Raw genomic sequence first — 21,358 nt, 5'->3', positions numbered from 1 at the left:
AGTTTTGCCCTTTTTTGCTCCCTGGACAAAAAAAGAGCCCATCATACAGGCTAGAAAGCTTGATATGATAGGCTTTTTTCATTTTACTTAGCGTACTGTGCGGATACGCATTGTGTTTGTACGAACAGCTTCTCCAACTGGCACACCAGCTACGATAACGATATCGTCACCAGATTGTACAAGTCCTGCTTCAACTGCTTTACGTTCAGCGATTTCGAACATATCGTCAGTTGATGATGAAGCATCTGTCAACATTGGGATAACACCCCAGTTCAACATCAATCCACGTTCTGTCAATTCGTCGAATGTCAATGCCAAGATGTCAGCATTTGGACGGTATTTAGAAATCAAACGTGCAGTGTGACCTGTCTTAGTAAGAGTTACAACCAATTTGATATCCATTGAGTTAGTAGCATCTTTAACAGCTGAAGCCATTACTTCTGTCTTAGAGTTACGTTCAAATGAATCTGAGTTCAAACGTCCGTATTCGTTAAGAAGAGTTTGAGCGTTCTTGTCGATTGTAGCCATTGTAGTTACTGACTCAAGTGGGTATTTACCGTTTGCAGACTCACCTGAAAGCATTGTTGCGTCAGTTCCGTCGATAACAGCGTTAAATACGTCTGATACTTCTGAACGAGTTGCACGTGGTTTTTCAGTCATTGTTTCAAGCATGTTTGTTGCAGTGATAACAACTTTACCAGCGGCATTGACTTTAGTGATAATCATTTTTTGGTAAACTGGAACCATTTCGAATGGTACTTCAATACCCATGTCACCACGAGCGATCATGATACCATCAGCAGCTTCGATGATTTCATCCAAGTTATCGATACCTTGTTGGTTTTCAATTTTAGCGAACAATTGAACGTGTCCGTTTCCAGTTTCTTCACAGATTGCACGAACTTCGTTAACGTCTTTAGCAGTACGTACGAATGAAATCGCGATAAAGTTAATACCTTGTTCAAGACCAAAGCGGATATCATCGTTATCGCGTTCAGCAAGAGCTGGGAAAGGAATTTTAGTGTTAGGAATGTTAACACCTTTTTGTTTAGCAATTACACCATCGTTTTCAACTTCAACTTCGAATTCACGAGTTGCGTCATCTTTAGCAACCACACGAAGACCAAGTTTACCATCGTCAACCAAAACTTGACGACCAACTTCAACATCATCATAGATATCAAGAGCACCAGCAACGTTCAATGCAATCACTTCACGAGTTGATTTGATTCCTTGTTTAGTTGCAACACGGATTTTTTCACCAGTTTTGTATGAATACTCTTTAGCTTCACCTTCGAACAATTCTGTACGGATTTCTGGTCCTTTTGTATCAAGAAGGAAACCAACTTTTTTACCTGCAAGTTTTTCAGCAAGTTTAACAGTTGCCATACGCTCACCTTGTTCTTGGTGGTCACCGTGTGAGAAGTTAAAACGGAATGTGTTAGCACCAGCTTCAATCAATTTAGCAATGTTTTTAGCTGAAGCTTCAACATCAAGTTTTTCACCCCAGTATCCGTCATCACCAAATTTTTTACCACCACGGATTTCTACCGCAGGACCCAAAGTTGCAACGATTTTTACACGTTTATTCATGATTTTTGTGACTCCTTTATATATATGACCTTTTTGGTCTTATTAACTAAATTATAGATTATGACAAGCTCTTATTCAAGCTAGATAGCTCAAGGTCAGCTTTGTGCGGGTTGTTAACCACAATCTTACCATCTGCAGTCAAGCTAAACAATGCTCCTTCTTCTGCAGTTCCAAGAATTGGGTTTTCAACCATTTTCTCGTTCCGGATACCAACCGCAACCCCACCGATACCTTCTTTAAGAAGTTTAACAGCATGCGCACCCATACGCGACGCCAATACACGGTCACGCGCAGTTGGAGAACCACCACGTTGAATATGTCCAAGTTCTGTCACACGAAGATCGGTCGTATCTCCAGCTTCTTTTAGTTTTTGACCAAATTCATCTGCTGACATCACACCTTCTGCCAAAACGATGATATTGTGTCTTTTACCACATTCATAACCACATTTAATGCTTTCTACGATATCTTCAATCTTGAAGTCTTCTTCAGGAATGATGATTTCATCAGCACCAGTTGCGATACCTGCCCAAAGAGCGATATCACCTGCGTTACGTCCCATAACTTCGATGACAAAAGTACGACGGTGACTTAATGATGTATCACGAATCTTATCGATAGCGTCCATAGCAGTCGTAACCGCTGTGTCAAAACCGATTGTGAAGTCAGTACCAACGATATCGTTATCGATTGTACCTGGAAGACCGATAGCTGGGAAACCATGCTCAGTCAAACGCATAGCACCGTGGTAAGATCCGTCACCACCGATAACAACTACACCTTCAATCCCGTGTTTTTTCAATTGCTCAATTCCTTTAAGTTGCCCTTCAAGTTGAGCGAACTCTGGGTAACGAGCAGAGTGAAGAAAGGTACCACCACGGGAAATGATGTTTCCTACTGAAGCTGCATCTAGGGGATAAATTTCACCAGCAACCATACCAGCATATCCATCATAGATACCAAAAACTTCCATTCCTTCTGAAATTGCTTGACGAACAACTGCGCGGATGGCAGCGTTCATACCAGGGGCGTCTCCACCACTAGTCAAAACAGCAATACGTTTCATTTAGTTTATGCTCCTTTTTCTTTTAACATTCCTACTGATTATATCACATTTAAATGGAAAATTCTTCTATTTTCCGTAATTTTAACGATAAATCGTTTTCATAACGATTCCATTCAATTTCGCTTCTAATTCATCAGATTTAGTCACAAAATGATGGGGAGAAACAATAGTTTTCTGTTCCTCTTCATACCTGATAATGACTGGGATTGGGCCTTTATACTGGTCTAAAATACGTGAAATTTCTTGATCCAAATCATGATTCTTCACCTGAATCCAAAAGCGCTCAGCAACTGCTTCTCTTATTTCTTGTGCAATCATTTGCAGACGACCGTCACGTGACTGGACTTTCCCTTTAATATAGTAGAAGTCTCCTTCTCTTACTTCCTGACCAACTCGTCGATATAAATCTGAAAAGAGGGTAACATCCAATTTTTTCTTACTGTCATCTACCTGTAAGAAGGCCATATTTTCACCCTTTTTGGTACGAATTACTTTTATCTTCTGAACTTCAATCAAGATAATAGCATAACTATTTTCTGACAAATTACTAATAGGAGTAATCGGATAAATAGCCTTACTTGCAATAGCTTGTAGAGGATGTTTGCTAACGCCTACTCCTAGAAGCTCTTGTTCCATGTAGAATTTTTCTTGCTCCGTCCAGTCCTCCGAATCTAGCCAACTATAAATGGTCTCTCCAAATAAGCTTCCTAACACTTTCACAAATTCAAATAGATTAGCTAAATTATTGAATACTTTTTGACGATTTTTTTCAAATGAATCGAAAAGACCAACTTTTACCAAAGGTTCCAGCAAGGGAAGTTTCAAATAATTCTCAGGTAGTTTAGCTAAAAAATCTTCAATATTAGAATAAGGTCTATGTTCAATAATCCAAAGCGCCAAATCCTTGCTAAGCCCCTTAATCGATTTCAAACCTAGATAGATAGACTTGTTGGCAATTTTATCGTGATAGGGAATAGTATTGATGGACAATGGGGCTACTTCAAAACCTGCTTCTAATGCATCTGATAGATAATCACTGTTGGCAGAATTCAACATAATCTGATAAAAGATGGCTGGATAATGTGTTTTAAAATAAGCCAACTGGAAGGCCAAGGCTGAGTAGGCATAGGCGTGTGACCTGTTAAAACCATAACCTGCAAACTTCTCCATAACATCAAAAACCTGCTCTGCTTTTTCCGCAGTATGACCAGCTTCTATGGAGCCTTGAATAAAGGAAGCCCTCATCTCATGCATGGCAGAGGCATCCTTTTTACCCATAGCTCGGCGCAAAATGTCGGCCTTCCCAAGACTAAATCCAGCAAATCGCTGAGCAACTTGCATAACCTGCTCCTGATAGAGCATAATGCCATAAGTTGGAGCCAAAATATCTTCCAGAGCTGGATCTAGAACAGTCACTTCTTCCTGCCCATGTTTTCTAGCTACAAAATTATTGATATAGTCACTAGCACCTGGTCGATTTAGGGAAGTAGTTGCTACGACATCTTCAAAACAGACTGGTTGAACACGCTTGAGTAGGCGAATGGCACCAGGTTGTTCAAATTGAAAGATACCTTTTGTATTTCCAGAGGCAAATAAAGCTAGGGTGTCGTTGTCTTCTAAATCTATTTCTTCAATTTTAAGGTGAATACCTTCTGTTTCAGCAAGCAACTCTTGCATTTTCTGAACAAAGGTTAAATTTCGTAGCCCCAGAAAATCCATCTTCAAAAGTCCACTTGCTTCAACTCCATGAGCATCATACTGAGTCAGTGGAATTTCATCACCATGCTTTAGTGGGATATAGTCTGTCAAATCTTGGTCACTAATCACAACACCAGCCGCATGGACAGAGGTTTGCCTTGGATAGCCCTCTATCTTACAAGCAATTTCAAAGGCTTTTTGATATTCTAGCTTACTATTGATTTGCTGACGAAACTGGAGGTTACCCTCATAGGCCGACTTGAGATTATCACGAAAACTGATTTTCTTGGTAATTGCAGATAATTCATACTCGGGTACACTAAAGCGCTTCAAGACATCTCGTAGAGCTTGCTTAGCACCAAAAGTAGAAAAAGTAACGATTTGTGCCGCATGTTTACTACCATATTTATTACCAACATATCTGATAAAATCTGGACGATAAATATCTGGGATATCAATATCAATATCAGGCATGGTATAGCGTTCACGATTGAGGAAACGTTCAAAAATCAGATTTTTCTCTACTGGGTCAATCCCTGTAATGTCTAAAGCATAGGAAACCAAGCTACCAACTGCGGAACCTCGTCCCATTCCCATATAATAGCCATTCGAACGTCCAAAACGCAATAAATCCCAAACAACCAAGAAATAATCATCAAAGCCCATATCATGAATAACAGCCAATTCTTGGTCTAGACGGTCTTGATATTCTTTACCAGTTAACCCCTTCTGAGCAAGCCCCAATTCAGCACGTTCTCTCAATTCTTCTACGGCTGGCCTTGCTGGATTAAAACGAGGTAATTTTAAACTAGTATCCAAGTCATAATAAATACCTGAAATAAGCTTTTCTAAGTTTTCCAAGGCTTGAGGAAAACGTTCTTGGAATAGTTTCTCTAAAGAACTTGCTGATATAAAAACATCTTGTCTCGAACGCAAGGGAACTTCTCTGAGCGGTAGATTTTCTTTAATCGCTGTTAATACTTGAAGAACTTCTCTATCCTTACTTTCAAATGTATTGACCCGATACAATGGCAAAATAGGATAGTGAAATTCGCTGGCCAGTGTTTCTGGGTAAACCCCTATATAGTAATCACAGCCTAGATTTAACAACTCAAGTTCTTCAAAATAAGGCACAATTACCGCAATATCCTCTAGATACTGAGATAGAACTGACCAACTTTTCTCCCCCTGCATCTTGGCTGTTGAAAGTTTCATCAACTGCTGATAGCCCACACTAGATAGAGCTAAAAAGCGCAGATTCACATCCTTGTCATCTACAAGGACATTCATTTCAAGCCCTAACAAAGGATGAATGCCGTATTTTTTTGTAACCTCTAGAAAGTCAAAAGCCCCATAAAGATTGTCAATATCCATCATAGCCAAATGAGTGTAGCCATAGTCTTTTGCTACTCTCACATACTTGTCGATTGAAATGACACTCTCCATAAAACTATAGACTGTTTTTGTATCTAGTTGTGCGATCAATTTACACTTCTCCTCTATCGTTCTCACTATATTATACCATTTTCAAAAAGAGAAAGAAAAGAACCTGAGATAACAAATCTCAAGTTCTTTCTTTATTTGATTGCAAGTTAACATCTAATGAGAATCAAAATGATTATTCTTCGTCTTCTCTTTTCTTACGAGCAATCAATCCAAATCCACTTAGGGCTCCTAGAAGTCCGAGTGCTGCAAGGCTAGCATGATCTTCTGTACCTGTATTTGGAAGTTCACGTTGACCATCCATGTATTGAGGTGTAGAAGGCGCTGCTGGTTGAGCTGGAGTTGCTGGAGTACCATTATTATTTCCGTTGTTATCTCCATTATCTGCAGGTGTTACAGGTTGTGGAGTTTCTGGTTCTGGTTTTGGCTCAGGTTTTGGTTCCGGCTTAGGCTCTGGTTTAGGAGTTGGAGCTGGAGTTGGACCTGGGTATGGAGTTGGATTTGGTGTAGGATCCTTAGGAATGTAGTTGATTGGTGTATCTTTCGTTGGATCACCAGGTACCTCTGGTACTTCGTATCCTTTAGTTGGATCATTTGGATCAACTGGTTTCAATGGTTGACCTTCTGGATCTACAGGGATAAATCCTGGTACATAAGGCACTTTAGGTTTATCTGTTCCTGGTTGTGTTGGATCTTTCGGATCATTTGGATAAGTGATTGGATTTGTTGGTGTTCCTGGAATATTTGGAATCCATGAACCTAACTTATCGTAAATCACTGTTTCATTGATATCCTTGATTGTCTCAGGTGTTACTTGTACATCTTTAGTTGATGATTCTAGATCACCAGCTTTAGCAATGTATCCTTTCACAACTGGTACTGGGTATCCGTTGAAGATATCATCGTTACGATCTGTTGTCCATCCTCCATAAGTGATCTCACCAGTTACCAAGTTCACTTTCGCTTCACGAGTAAACTTGATAGTCTCTGTGCGAGTTTCAGAAACTTCGTTTCCATTGCGATCCACATACTTGATCGTACGTGTAGCTGATTTCTCAGTTACAAGATCTTTCACAGTATTTGGCCATACTGGGCTGTTTGGATCGTTAGGGAATACTGGTTTCCCTGGCTCTGGTGTAGATGGTGTTACTGGAGTTCCATCTGGATTCTTCGGTAAGTTTGGATCAGTTGGATCTACTGGTTTACCTGGTGTAACTGGAATAATTCTTTCAGCTACTGTCACAGTGAAGATTTGATCTACAGATTTATCTTTATCAAATACTCTGTCTGTATCTTTAGATGGGAACTCATTCTTAACGACTCTGTATCCAGCTTTTTCAAGTTTTTCAATAGTCTTAGTTACTTCATCAACTTTAGACTTAGTGAAGTTAGCTCCTGAATCACCTTCATCAACTACTGGAGTTGATACTACTTTACCTTTTTCATCTACGAAGTTTGTGATAGCTTTTTGCTTATCAGTTACGTAAGTGATTGGTGTATCTGTACTTGGATCTGTTGGTACTGGTGGTACTTCATATCCTTTAGTTGGATCGTTTGGATCTACTGGTGTTAATGGAACTAGTGGGTTATCTGGACTAATTGGTTTAGTTGGATCTTTTGGTACCACTGGTGTTGTTCCTGGGATATGTGGAATCACTGGTACTTTCGGACTATTTGGATCTTGTGGATCTTGTGGTTTAGTTGGACTTGGTGGTACAACTTTACCCGGTTCACCTGGTACATTTTCGTATGGTGTATCTGTTACCGGAGTTGGTGGTGTTACACCTGGTGGTACTGTAATTGTAACTTTTCCTACTGGTACGTAAACTACTTTGATGTTTTCATCTTTAGAGTTAGCAGTTAATCCTGTTGTAGCTGCTACTTCTTTTTGTTTGGCATCTTTCAGGATGTATCCTTTAACTACTGGTGATTCAACTTTATCGAATGTTGTATCTCCATCTTTAGCTGTCCAGTCACCGTAAGTGTTTTCACCTGTTACAGTATTAATCTTACCTTCACGAGTGAATGTAACTTTATCTGTTACTTTCTTAGCTACTTCCTCACCTTTTTCGTTAACGTATGTGATTGTACGGTTCACGTGGCGAGTTGTATCAATCTTCTTAATTAGATCTTCTGTCCATTTTGGTCCATCAGAATTCTTAGGATCGATTGGATCACCTGGGTTTGGTTTGTTTGGATCATTTGGATTTTCTGGATCTACTGGTTTAAGCGGCTCAACATGTGGTTTCACTGTTACAACGAAGCTTTGATCTACTTTTGTATCTTTATCGTAGTTCTTATCTGTAGCTGTTGTGAATCCATCAGTTACTAAGTCATATCCTAGAGCTTTCAATTCAGCAAGTTTTGTTACTGTAGAGTACTCAATTGGTTCTCCAGATTTACCTTCTAGGTTATCTGTGTGAAGTACTGTTCCTGTTCCTTCTACCACATAAGTTACTTTCGCTTTTTGAGTATCTTTCTCATAAGTGATTTGTGTATCTTCTGTTGGGTTTTCAGGTGTTGGTGGAACATATCCTTTACTTGGATCATTTGGATCTACTGGTTTCAGTGGGTTTCCATTTGGATCTTTTGGAGTTGTTCCTGGAACGTAAGGAATCACTGTTGTAGGTGTTCCTGGTTTTGTTGGATCTGTTGGATCGTTTGGATATTGAGGTTTCTCAACTTTTGGAACTTCGAATCCTTCTGGTACTTTTGGTACATATTTACCTAGTGGTGTGTAAACAACGTTTACTACTGAGTCAGCTGCATCATGTGCTACGTTCTCTACTTTTTCAGCTGCTTTAATATCTGCAACATATCCTTCGATAACTGGTGATGTTACTTCAGCTAATGTTTGAGGTGCAGTCCAGTCAGAAGTATAAGTGATTTCACCTGTTACTTTGTTTAGGTTACCTTTACGAGAGTAACGAAGTTTTTGTTCTACAGTTGGACGAGCTTCTTGACCACGTTTATCAGCATCTACTTTATCAGTATTTGCATATCTGTAGTTGATTGTACGATTTACTTCATCTAGTAATCCTAGTTGTTCAAATGTACGTTGTTTTGGATCTCCTGGTACTTTGTCTCCTGGTTTTGGAGTTACGTCCGGTGTATTTGGATTTAGCGGTTTATCTGGATCGATTGGAGTGATTCCTTCTTTAACGATCACATAGTAAACTTGACTAATTTCATCATTACCTTTGTCATCCTTGTCATCAAATGTACGGTTTGCATCAGCGTAGAATGCTACACGTTCTGCTGTATAAGCCGCATCAGTTGGTGCAACAACTTCATAACCTTTTGCTTCTAATTCAGCTTTAACGTTATCAATGTTTGTTGTCTTGATTGCTTTACCTGTGTCTCCTGCTTCCGCAACTGATACGTGAACTGCAGTTCCATCAGCTTTAATGAAGTGAACTAGAGCTACTTGAGAACCATCTTTCACATACGTAATTGTAGTGTTTTGAGTTGGATCTTCTGGTACCTTCGGTACTTCATATCCTTTCGTTGGATCGTTAGGATCTTTCGGAGTTAATGGTTTACCGCTTGGTCCTACTGGTGTTGTTCCAGGGATATATGGTACTACTGGAGTTTCAGTAGGTGTTCCTGGTCTTGTAGGATCTTCATTTGTTGGGTTTTCATATGGTTTTGGTGTTAAGTCAGTTCCTGTTGGAGGTGTTACTCCTTCTGGAATTACCGGTACATATGAACCAAGTTTACGGAAGATAATTGTTTCTTCACTATCTTTATCAGTAGCTTGTACATTTGTACGCTCTGTTGATTTGGCTGCTGAAGCTACATATCCAGGTTTGTTTGGAGTTGTTATAGCATCGATTGTTGTATCGTTATCTTTAGCTGTCCATGTACCAAAGTTAGAAATTGCTCCTGTTACTGGATCTAGGTCAGCTGTACGAGTGAATGTTAATGTTTGTACATTATCAGCAATACCTGCATCAGATCCATCAGCTAGTTTGTAGTGAACTGTGTGTGTTACTTCTTCAATTAATCCTAATTCTTTGTAAGTACGTCCTTTTGGATCATTTGGTACTCTGTCATCAGGTCTTGGAGTAACGTTCGGTGTATTTGGATCTGTTGGTTTAGATGGATCGATATTTGCTGGTTTTGTAGTATAGATTACTGTTTCATTAATATCCTCAGCAGTTGCTGTTACTTCTGCCGCTGGTACAGATTCTTTGTCTGGAGTGAAGTTTGTAACTTTTGGTGAAGTTACAGCTTCAAATGTTTGAGCTGGTGACCAGTCCCCAAATGTAACCTTACCTGTTACTGGATTGATTGTTGCTGAACGTTTGAACTCTTTCGTTTCTTGTACTGAATCAGCAGCTTTTGAACCATCTGCGTAAACATACTTGATTGTACGTTTCACTTCTTCTTTGCGTCCGTCCTCTAACTCTTTGATCAACTCTGGAGTCCATTTTGGTCCTGTTGGATTATTTGGATCGATTGGCTGATCTTTCGTTGGAGTTGGGTCATTTGGATTTACAGTAATTGGCTTAGCAGTTACTAAAACTTTGTATACTTGGTTAGTCTTAGAGTCTGCATCGAATGTACCATCTGTTGGGTAGTTATTTTCAACAACTGTATATCCTTTAGCTTTAAGTGCTTCGATTGTTGCTGTTACATCAGCAGCTTTAGTGAATGCTTTGCCTGTATCACCAGTATCTACTACTGATTCTGCTACCGCACCTTTTTCAGTCTTATCCGTTTCACTGTTTACTTCGATGAAGTGTGTAACAGCTACTTGTGATCCATCTTTAACATAGGTAATTGTAGTGTTTTCTGTTGGATCTGTTGGTAGGTCTGGTACTTCATATCCTTTGGTTGGATCGTTAGGATCTTTCGGTGTTAATGGTTTTCCATTTGGTCCTACTGGTGTTGTTCCAGGTATATATGGTACTACTGGTTTTTCAGTAGGTGTTCCTGGTTTTGTAGGATCTGCTGGAGTTGCATTTGGATATGGTTTTGGATTTAGGTCAGCATCCGCTGGAGGTGTGATGCCTTCTGGTACTACTGGTACATATGAACCAAGTTTACGGTAGATGATTGTTTCTTCACTATCTTTATCCGTAGCTGCTACATTTGTACGTTCTGTAGATGTTTTCGCCGAAGCCACATATCCGTCTTTGTTTGGTGTCGTTACAGCATCGATTGTTGTATCTCCACCTTTAGCTTTCCATGTACCAAAGTTAGAAATTGCTCCAGTTACTGGGTCTACTTCTGCAGTACGTGTAAATGTTAATGTTTGTACATTATCAGCAATACCTGCATCAGATCCATCTTCAAGTTTATAGTGAACTGTGTGTGTTACTTCTTCGATTAATCCTAATTCTCTGTAAGTACGTCCTTTTGGATCGTTAGGTACTACATCATCAGGTTGTGGAGTAACATTTGGATTTGTTGGATCTGTTGGTTTGTTAGGGTCTACCGTTGTTGGTTTTGTAGAGTAGATTACTGTCTCTTCAAAGTCTTTATCTGTAGCCGCTACAGTTTTCGCTGGTACGTCTGCAACTGCTGGTGTTATACCTGCAACTGCCGCAGTGTATTTCTCAAGTGTAGGAGAAGTTACTGCTTCGAATGTTTGATCAGCTGACCAATCTCCGTATGTGATTTCTCCTGTTGCTACATTAATCTTACCAGAACGAGTGAATTTAAGTATTTTAACTTTCTTATCAGCCACACTTGTTAAATCAGATTCTGCTACTGGAGTACCATCTTCGTATACATACTTAATTGTACGTGTTACTTCTTCTTGTACTTTTACAGCGTTGATTAATGCTTCAGTCCATTTTGGTCCATCTGGATTATTTGGATCGATTGGCGTTACACCTGGAGTTGGTTTTGGATTATCGTTACTTGCTGGTTTTGTTGGATCAAATGATGGAACATCAACTACTTTAGCTTTGAATTTCACAACATATTCTTGATCAACTGCAGCATCTTTATCGAACTTGTCTGCTGATACAAATCCGTTATCAACAAGTTCATAACCTTTCTTAACTAGCTCAGCAATTTTATCTGTTACTGAAGTTGCTGTTGTAGCTGGGTAAGCTGCTTCTGATTTACCTGTTACTGCGATTGGATCTGCAAGACCTGGAGTAATGACTTTATCTGTATTAGTTGGATCTACTTCTACGAATTTAACCACAGCTTTTTGAGCAACTGGAGTGTAAAGTACTGTAATCTTGTAGTCGTCTGCTTCTGCATCGATTGCTGCAGTTGCTTCTACAGTAGCGTTATCTGGAACATAACCAGTTACTTCTGGAGAATTAACAAGGTTGAATTTATCATCTTTAGCTTTTTCTGCATCAGATAATGTAATTGCATCGTTAGATGTTCCACCTACTGGAGTCCATGGTCCAAATGTAACGATTGCTTTTTGAGCATCTGTTGCATCTGCTGCTATTGCTTTATTTGTAATGTGGTCATAGTAAACTACACGAGCTTTGTATTCTTCTGGCGAATCATATCCACTAGCATCTAACACAGCTTTATAAGCAGCGTATTCTGTTGGATACTCTTTCGCAGCTAATGTGTAGTCGATTGTACGGTCACGTTCAAAGTGAAGTGTCTCAGTTACTGTTGGTGCAGCCGTTGTTCCACGTTTATCTGCTGGTACATCGTCTGTACTTGCATATTTGTACTCGATTGTACGTGTTACTTCTTGAGTGTCTTTAATTTTACGAGTAACTTTTTTATGACGTAGGTAAACATTGAATGCTTGGTCAACTTCTTTATCATCATCAAACTTACGTCCACCCTCAATAGCTGTACCTTGAGTATTATTTGTATAGTCGTCTGTTACTAGTTCATAACCTCGATCTTCATATTTCTTGATTGTTTCAGCTGTTAAGTAAGGAATAGCTGTATGAGATTTACCTTGAAGTGTTGCAACACCGTAAGTTGTTTTCGCATCAGCACCTGTTGCTGGAGCTGGATTAGCGTTTTGAACTTCAAGAATACGAGCATCACCTGTTGCATCTATGTCGATGTATGTTACTTTAGCTTTTTGAATATCAGCTTTGTAAACAACATACATATCGAAATCATCTTTATCGTCTGAACGCACTTCTGATACTAATGGTTCATATGCCCCAACATCTTTATTATTATCAGCTACTGGAGTATATAATCCTACAGGTTGTTTGCCATTGTGGATGTGTCCCATTTTACCATCAGCACGAGGAGTGAAGTCAGCTGTTACTACTTCAGCAGTATATCCTTTCACTGTTGGTGAAATAATTTCTTTAAATTTAGAGTTTTGATCACTTGAAGCTGTCCATTTACCGATGATAATTGAACCTTGGTTGAACTGTGTCCCCGCTGGAATAGTATCTCCAACATTATAAACATGACCAGATGCATCTGTTACTTGGTTGGTAGTTGTAATTGCAGTGTCAGTAGTTCCTGCTTCAGAGAAGATCTTATAATCACGAGTATAATCAATCGTTTGTGTACGAGTAACTGGTGTGTTATCGATTGCTAAGATTGGATCGTTATCTTTATAAGAGTCTTGACTTGCTGGATTGTCATTAGCATTTTCGTATACATAATGAATTGTACGAGTAATTGATGCTTTTGATTGTGGCTTAACGATTGGAATATACTTGGCTTTACCGTAGTCAGTACCATATTTACTTGTTACTGGGTCCCCAGCTACTTTATCGTTATAGTCGACATCCGGTTGTTGTTTTGTTACACCTGTACCTGTTCCTACGAATTTAGGATCTGGTATGAATGTAATTTCACCAGTATCTTGATTTAATGTGTAGGTACCTTCGTTTTCAATGACGATTTCTGTTTCAGTTACTTTAGTATAACGACGTGGAACACTTGTCACTTCTCCTGTTTGAGGATCGATATGAACTGCATTTGGAAGAGTTACATTTCGTAAATCTTCATAAGTTGTCATTGTTCGAGTTCCTTTTGGAATCACATCGTTATTAGAATAAGTAGTGCCATCTAATGTAATAGATTTTCCTTTTTCTACTAATTGATCTGCTGACGTTTCTTTCGCTAATGAAGAAATCTTACCAGCTGATGCTGCTGGAATAGTTTGTCCATTATTGTATGTGACATTATTAAATGTATTTGTAGCTGTATTAGTAAATGGGGTCTTAATTGTAGCTCCACCTGGAATTGTTCCTCCTGCTGGAATTGTTTGCTCAGTTCCATCAGCTAAAGTAACTTGAACTTCTACTGTAGTAGGATGATTACTTTGAGGTTTAGCTCCTGCAGGAATTTGGCTTCCTGTTACTAGACGAACATTATTTAGAACTACATTTCCAGTTCCTGTTACTTCCACATTTCCATCTTTAGCTATTACAGTATTTGCTGGAATCTTATCAACTGGTTTATAAGTTGCAGTAGTACCGTCTGTTAATGTAAGTGTTGTTTCTTTATCAACTTTTGTATCTTCTGTATATAATTTTCCAGGATTTTCTTTTTGTGTAGCTAATGTTGGCTTTTTAGTTTTATCTAAAATAACAAAATTCGCAGCATACTTAGTATCTTCAATCTTATCATTTGTTACTGTTTCAACAGTTGCATAAGCTGGAATTGTTGGATTTGATGATTGCGGTTTTCCTTGTACATCTTCTGTAATTGTATCTTCACCAACAGGACGAACGTCAATAACAGTTGGAATATAGCTTGTATCCATAGATTTATAGCCATTATTTCCATTATTTGTATTTTCTAATACTTTATCTTTTTCTGCTAGTGTAGTAGATGTCTTAGAAGTTTCAATAGTATCATTAGTCGCTTCCCAACCAGTTGAACTATTGTTATCATCCCATGCACGTACTGCGATACCTTTTGCTGTACCTACATATGCATCTACTGGTTTGAAAGTTAATGTAGTTTCGTATAAACCGTTACCAATAGAAACATTCTTACCGTTACTTGCTGGGTTAACTTTATAGGTACCTACTTCATTTCCTGCAGTATCGTATTCAGTGTATGTATCTAATAAGTATTCTGTTTTGTTATTCAATGGATTTGTAATTTTTAGACCTTTACCGAGAACTTTATTGTTCTTATCCTTAACGGTTACATACTCTCCAGTGAATACTGTTGCACCATTACGTTCAACGAAAACTTTGCCGTCATCACCTTTACGATAGTTTGATGGTAATTCGCTATCTGTTGGTGTGTAAGCTTCTTCTGACGCCACTTGTTTATCTGTTAAAACAATTTTCGGTGGCAAGTTATCATTTTCAATTTGAGCCCATTGTTTATAGTTAGAATCTTTGTTTTTACCACTAGCTGTGAACATCGCATTAGTTGGTAACTTAACAGTTTGCTCACGACCTTGGAAATCTTTTGTTTCATGTTTGGTACCACGTGGCATATGGATAACATGCGTTTCAAAGTCTTCTACTTCCCCTGATGATGCTACACCAGTTGGTTCTAAAATTTCATCTTTAGTTAGTGAAATACGTAAACGTACACCTAGACTATCTGCTGAAGTATCTAGTAATTGTGGTGTGTTTTTAAATTTAATGCTGTACGTTCCATTTTGGTTAACTTCAACAATTTCAGAAGACTCATTAAGATCAAACTTACCGTTATTATTGAAATCTACCCAACCACGAACATAGGCTTTGTCATTATTGACACCAAGATTGGCTCGTACACCGTCAAGAACATATTCATTTCCTTGAGCTTGGCGGAGTTTATACTCAGTTGCCACAGCCGGATCGAGTAATTGACTTTCTCCTTCATCTCCAAGTGTGCCTTCACCTAATGCACCAGTTGTATGGTTATAAATACCACGAATCGGCAGTTTAGTTGACGGATTTACCATCTCAATAACATCACCTTGGTTTAATAACACACGTGTGTTATCTGATTTCTCAATCACAGCATTACCATTCGGTAATAGTAAATATTTACCTGTTACACCTTTGTCTGTTGTTACAACAGTTTTACCTGACTCTAATGGTGTTTCTTTATATTTTTCTGATGTGATTAAGTCATCTAGTACCCAGCCACCTGAAGGGTCTGTTTTTGTTGAACGGAAATCTGGATCCCCTTTAACATTACCCAGATAGGGTTGAGTCGCAGTTACTTGTGTTTTAACACCATCTTTAACAACTTCTTTATTAAAGTCACCGATGATATGTTGAGCTGACCCATAGGATTGCGGAGCATCTCCACCGTCATAAATCATGAAACCAATTGTACCAGCTTGCGCACCTGCAGAGTTTAGATACATTGATAATGTCTTAACGTTTTGAGAAAGCGCTATTGGTAATGAGTTTTTAGAACCCATAGATGTGTAGTTAGCTCCGAATGTATTAGTTCCATACGCAGAAGGATTCCCATTTTCATCTACGTTAACCCAATCTTTCGGATTATATCCTGCTTCTGCAAGACGTCCATCCGCATTAACATCACTTTGTCTACTTGGGTAAACTCCTTGAGCAGTTTTTTCATCTATATCTTTTTGAAGATTTAATGCCATGAATTGTTCCCATTTCGTTCCATCTGTCTCGAATTGAACAATTTCAGTACGTCCAGCTTCTTCAGCATCCGCAGCAATTACGTTAACATCTACAATACGACCATTGTATGTTGCAGAAAGTGCAAATGTTACCCCAACGTTTGATTCATCACGAGATGACGTGAATGCAGTAAGCATTTCACTTCCGTCTGGATTTATTGTCGGTAATCCTGCTTTCCTTAAGTATGACCATTGAGTGTCTTGAGCTGTTATAAGTACATCCGCTTTTCTTTCGTTACCAATTTTTTTATAAAGATTAGCTGATCCGTTCGGTACAGCCTTACCATTCACATTAACATAAGTGAACCCAGTTTCTGACAATTTCGTTGCAGATAATTGTTGAGCATCAATAGCTTGATTATAAGCTTTAACTGCTCCATTATAAGCAGCTGCTTTTGAATAATAGGCATCTGTATTAGCAAATGTTTCTGTTGGATATTCTGGCAGTGTTAATGCTACACCATTTACTGAAACTGTTGGATTATTAGCCAACGTTGTTTTGTTCTTAGTAGCATTTGCTTTGAATCTTTTATCCTCAGCTTGTGCTTTTGCTAATTGTTTATCAGAACCCCAATCACCATAATCACGTACAGCATTCACTGGTCCTGCTGGTGTTTTATTTGGATCAGAGTCTACTGCTTTGGAACCTAGTTTAATAACAGTTGCTGTTAAAGCATATCCTTCAACTTTCGTTTTAACATTAAACTTCATACCTTCTTGCAGGGCTTCATAAAGTTCATGGTCATTTTGAGCTCCACCCGTGTAGTATAAATGTTCGACATATTTTGCAGTTCCTGAATTCAAGAATTTATCATCAGTAGTTAATCCTTTTGAACCATCAGCATAGGTAACATCACGAACCATTGTGATTTTACCTTCAACTCTATCACCATTTGGATATGTGATGGTTTTAGTAATTGGTTGCGCTAATTTTCTTGCAGGCCCTACTACAGTACCATTAGAGTAGGTAATAGATGCTGCTGCAAAGTCGAACCAGTTAATATTATTTTTAAGTTGCTCTAAGTTTTTTGTACCCGCAGTACCAACAACAGTATCTCCAGAAGGAATATTAGTTTTAACACCATTTATTGTAACAGTTGCTCCACCTGCAGTTCCATTCCCATCTTGTACTACTTCAATCATAGAAGGGTCTGTAATACTTGGGTTAGCATTCATGATTTCACGTTTAACCGCTGCTATCTCTTCATCCGTTAATTTATTAATATTTTTTACTGGAGTCTTAGTTGTAGGAGCTACGATTGCTGTATTGGTAGTAGTTTCACCTGCCAACACTGCTTCAACTTTACCTAAGTGTCCTGCACGTTTCATCTCATCATAGACTGCTTCGATGGCAGAAGAGATACGTTGGAGTTGGGCATCCAATTCATCCTTAGTGATTTCTCCGGCAGCAAGAGTTTTTTTAGAAGCTTCGATTTGAATTTTAGCTGAAGCTACTGCAGTTGCGATTGCTTCTTTTCCAGCTTTATCTTCTGCCTTTTTATCCGCAAAGTTTGAGGCAGTTGTGTTCAATACTTCTGCTTCAGATGTCAACTGTTCAAGGACAGTTTTAGTAGCAGTAATTGGGTTTTCTGCTTTCTTTTCGTCCTTTTTATCAGCTTTTTCATCAACTGCTTTATCAGCTTTTTTGTCAGTTAAAGGAGCAGTTAGTGTTGCTTTTTCTTTGTCAGCTGCTTCTGTTTTTTCAGTTGTAGCTGTTTCAGATGCTTTATCATCTTTCTTAGATGCTTCAGCAGCTAATTTTGCAACTTCCTCATCACTCAAGGTTGGATTTTCTACTACAGCAGCTTCTGTCGTAGCAGAAAGAGCTGGTGTCGTCACATTTGTGACATTCTCACTTGCCTTATCATCTTTTGGAGCAGATGCAACAGCTTCTGTTTTATTTTCAGTAGCTGTTTCTTCTGCCTTGGCAGTCGTTTGGGCAGCACCCAAAATCAAGGCTGTCCCCAACAGCACACTCGCAGCACCAAAATGATACTTACGAATAGAGAAACGTTGACTCAAACCATACCAATCAAAAGATTTATTTTTCCGTCTTTTTGATTTATACATTTCTATCACTTTCTTATTATATGATTTGTAATCATGTATACAATTACATACTCCAATTATACCACCCCCCCCCGATTTAGTCAATGTACATCAAGTTTCTTTTCTATTTTATAAAAGTAAATTTCTTCTTTTTTTAAAACTCATTATATTAAACTATATAACTGAATGCATGTTATTTTATGGAGAGATTAATCTTGGTTTTTAGCCATTTTTTTGATATAATAATCTCAAGTATAATTTTATTGGAGGTTTTATGCGTTTTAATCAATTCAGCTATTTAGCGCTACCTATAGATACAATTATCTTTGAATTAAAAAAGTATGGATTTGATTTACCAGTCAACATTACAAATAAAAAAATGCTCGAGGAGTTTCTTATTCGTTTCTTTTTTAATTACAAAGATAGCACCTATCCCCTATCCAGTTTAGCAGTTGATAAAGAAACTGACTTACTGACATTTTTTCAGTCAGACAAAGAACTGACTGCAGATATTTTCTATACTGTAGCCTTTCAACTCTTAGGCTTTTCTTACTTGGTTGACTTTGAAGACAGTGATGCTTTTCGTAAAGAGACTGCTTTTCCCATTGTATATGGTGACTTGATTGAAAATCTCTATCAGTTACTCAATACTCGCACCAAAAAGGGAAATACTCTTATCGACCAACTTGTTAGTGATGGTCTTATTCCTGAGGATAATGACTACCACTACTTTAACGGCAAGAGTTTGGCTACTTTTTCTAGCCATGATGTCATTCGTGAAGTCGTTTACGTTGAATCTCGTGTCGATACTGACCAAAAAGGGCTACCAGACTTAGTCAAGGTCAGCATTATTCGTCCTCGTTATGACGGGCAAATTCCTGCTATCATGACTGCAAGTCCCTATCATCAAGGAACAAATGACAAAGCCAGTGATAAGGCTCTCTACAAGATGGAAGGTAAGCTTGAGGTTAAATCTGCTCACAAGATTGAGCTAGAGGAGCCTCAACTAAATCTTGTCCAACCTCAAGGTCAAGCTGAGCTAGTGTCAAAAGCTGAAGAAAAGCTAACGCACATCAACGCTAGCTATACACTCAACGACTACTTCCTTCCACGAGGGTTTGCTAATCTCTATGTCTCAGGTGTTGGTACCAAAGACTCCACAGGTTTCATGACTAATGGAGACTACCAACAAATCGAGGCCTATAAAAATGTCATTGATTGGCTCAATGGTCGTTGCCGTGCCTTCACTGACCACACACGCCTGCGTCAAGTCAAGGCTGACTGGTCAAATGGAAAAGTAGCTACAACTGGACTTTCCTATCTAGGTACCATGTCCAATGGTCTAGCGACTACAGGTGTAGATGGGTTAGAAGTCATTATTGCCGAGGCAGGCATTTCTTCATGGTACAATTACTATCGTGAAAACGGTCTGGTGACTAGCCCAGGTGGATATCCAGGGGAGGACTTTGACTCTCTCGCTGAACTAACCTACTCTCGTAATCTCTTGGCTGGTGACTATATCCGTGGTAATGAGGCTCACCAAGCTGACTTAGAAAAAGTAAAAGAACAGTTAGATCGCAAATCTGGTGACTACAATCAATTTTGGCATGACCGAAACTATCTGCTCAATGCTGATAAAGTAAAGGCAGAGGTTGTCTTTACCCATGGTTCACAGGATTGGAATGTCAAACCACTTCATGTTTACCAGATGTTCCATGCTCTTCCTGCTCATATCAATAAGCACCTCTTTTTCCATAATGGTGCCCATGTTTACATGAACAACTGGCAGTCCATTGACTTCCGTGAGTCCATGAACGCCTTATTGACTAAGAAATTACTGGGAGAAGAGACAGATTTTCAACTTCCTACTGTCATTTGGCAGGACAATACAGCTCCTCAGACTTGGCTATCACTTGATACCTTCGGTGAGCAAGATAACTTTGAATCCTTCTCACTTGGTCAAGAAGAGCAAGTTATTCAAAACCAGTACTCAGATAAGGATTTTGAGCGTTATGGTAAGACCTACCAGACCTTCAATACAGAACTCTATCAAGGGAAAGCCAATCAGATTACTATTGACCTTCCTGTAACCAAAGACCTTCACTTGAACGGTCATGCTCAGCTCAATCTACGTATCAAATCCAGTACAAATAAGGGGCTCTTATCTGCCCAACTGCTAGAATTTGGACAGAGGAAATACCTACAACCTTATCCAGCTATTTTAAGTTCTAGAACCATTGACAACGGTCGCTACTACATGTTGGAAAATCTCTGTGAATTGCCTTTTCGTGAAAATGCACAACGCGTCGTGACAAAAGGCTATTTCAATTTGCAAAATAGAAATGATTTACTGTTAGTAGAGGATATTACTGCAGATGAATGGATGGATGTGCAATTTGAACTGCAACCAACTATTTACAAGTTAAAAGAAGGAGATACTCTTCGTTTAGTCCTCTATACTACTGACTTTGAAATCACAATCCGTGACAATACCGCTTACCACCTGACTGTTGATCTTGAACAGTCTACTCTTATCCTACCTTGTCAAAAGGTATAATATATCAGACTTTCAATATGGAAGATTTCCAATTGAATAGTCTAACGAAACATACACTTGGTATCAAATGCAATCCCTATATAGACTTATGATCAGTCTACACGGGAGCTTGGAGAAAAGATACTAAGACCCTAACCAACATGTGTAACCCTCTATCATACACGCTACCACACTACATGTTGGAAAATCTCTGTGAATTAACATTAATCATAAATTTACAACAAGTCGTGACAAAAGGCTACCCTAATGGAATGATTTACTGTCAGTAAAGAACACAACAGATATAAAGCCTATTCATCTCCACCCAACTAGTGACAAATTAAAAGAAGGAGATTTTCTCCGTATAGTTCTGTATACTACTGACTTTAAAATCATCATACGTGACAATACCGCTTACCACTCGACTGACGATCTCGTTCAGTCCTCGCTT

General features: G+C 38.8%; 5 protein-coding genes. 1 reads left to right on the top strand and 4 read right to left on the bottom strand.

Annotation, left to right across the window (positions count from 1 at the left end; all coding sequences use genetic code 11):
• Window positions 1-87: 87 nt before the first annotated feature.
• The 4 genes from pyk to SMI_RS05055 form a co-directional block, all read right to left on the bottom strand.
• Window positions 88-1,593: a pyruvate kinase gene (pyk, locus tag SMI_RS05070; protein ID WP_001042795.1), complete on the bottom strand. Its 1,506-nt coding sequence runs from the start codon at window positions 1,591-1,593 to the stop codon at window positions 88-90.
• Between the two features lie 58 nt (window positions 1,594-1,651).
• On the bottom strand, window positions 1,652-2,659 hold the full coding sequence (pfkA, locus tag SMI_RS05065; RefSeq protein ID WP_000820885.1) for a 6-phosphofructokinase: 1,008 nt from the start codon (window positions 2,657-2,659) through the stop codon (window positions 1,652-1,654).
• Window positions 2,660-2,740: 81 nt separating this feature from the next.
• The gene (locus tag SMI_RS05060) at window positions 2,741-5,842 is read right to left on the bottom strand and encodes a DNA polymerase III subunit alpha (RefSeq protein WP_000561499.1); all 3,102 of its coding nucleotides are present in this window, start codon (window positions 5,840-5,842) and stop codon (window positions 2,741-2,743) included.
• A 133-nt stretch (window positions 5,843-5,975) separates the two neighbouring features.
• Complete coding sequence (locus SMI_RS05055) at window positions 5,976-18,392, bottom strand: mucin-binding protein (RefSeq protein WP_000278319.1); 12,417 nt, start codon at window positions 18,390-18,392, stop codon at window positions 5,976-5,978.
• A gap of 253 nt (window positions 18,393-18,645) precedes the next feature.
• On the opposite strand from SMI_RS05055, the gene SMI_RS05045 reads away from it, so the two are divergent.
• Window positions 18,646-20,928, top strand: a complete 2,283-nt coding sequence (locus SMI_RS05045; protein WP_001211994.1) for a Xaa-Pro dipeptidyl-peptidase — start codon at window positions 18,646-18,648, stop codon at window positions 20,926-20,928.
• The last annotated feature ends 430 nt before the right edge of the window (window positions 20,929-21,358 follow it).

It is taken from the genome of Streptococcus mitis B6 (assembly GCF_000027165.1).
GTDB lineage: Bacteria > Bacillota > Bacilli > Lactobacillales > Streptococcaceae > Streptococcus > Streptococcus mitis_AR.
Note: the sequence above shows the minus strand (reverse complement) of the source record. Positions and strands in the feature narration are given on the sequence as shown.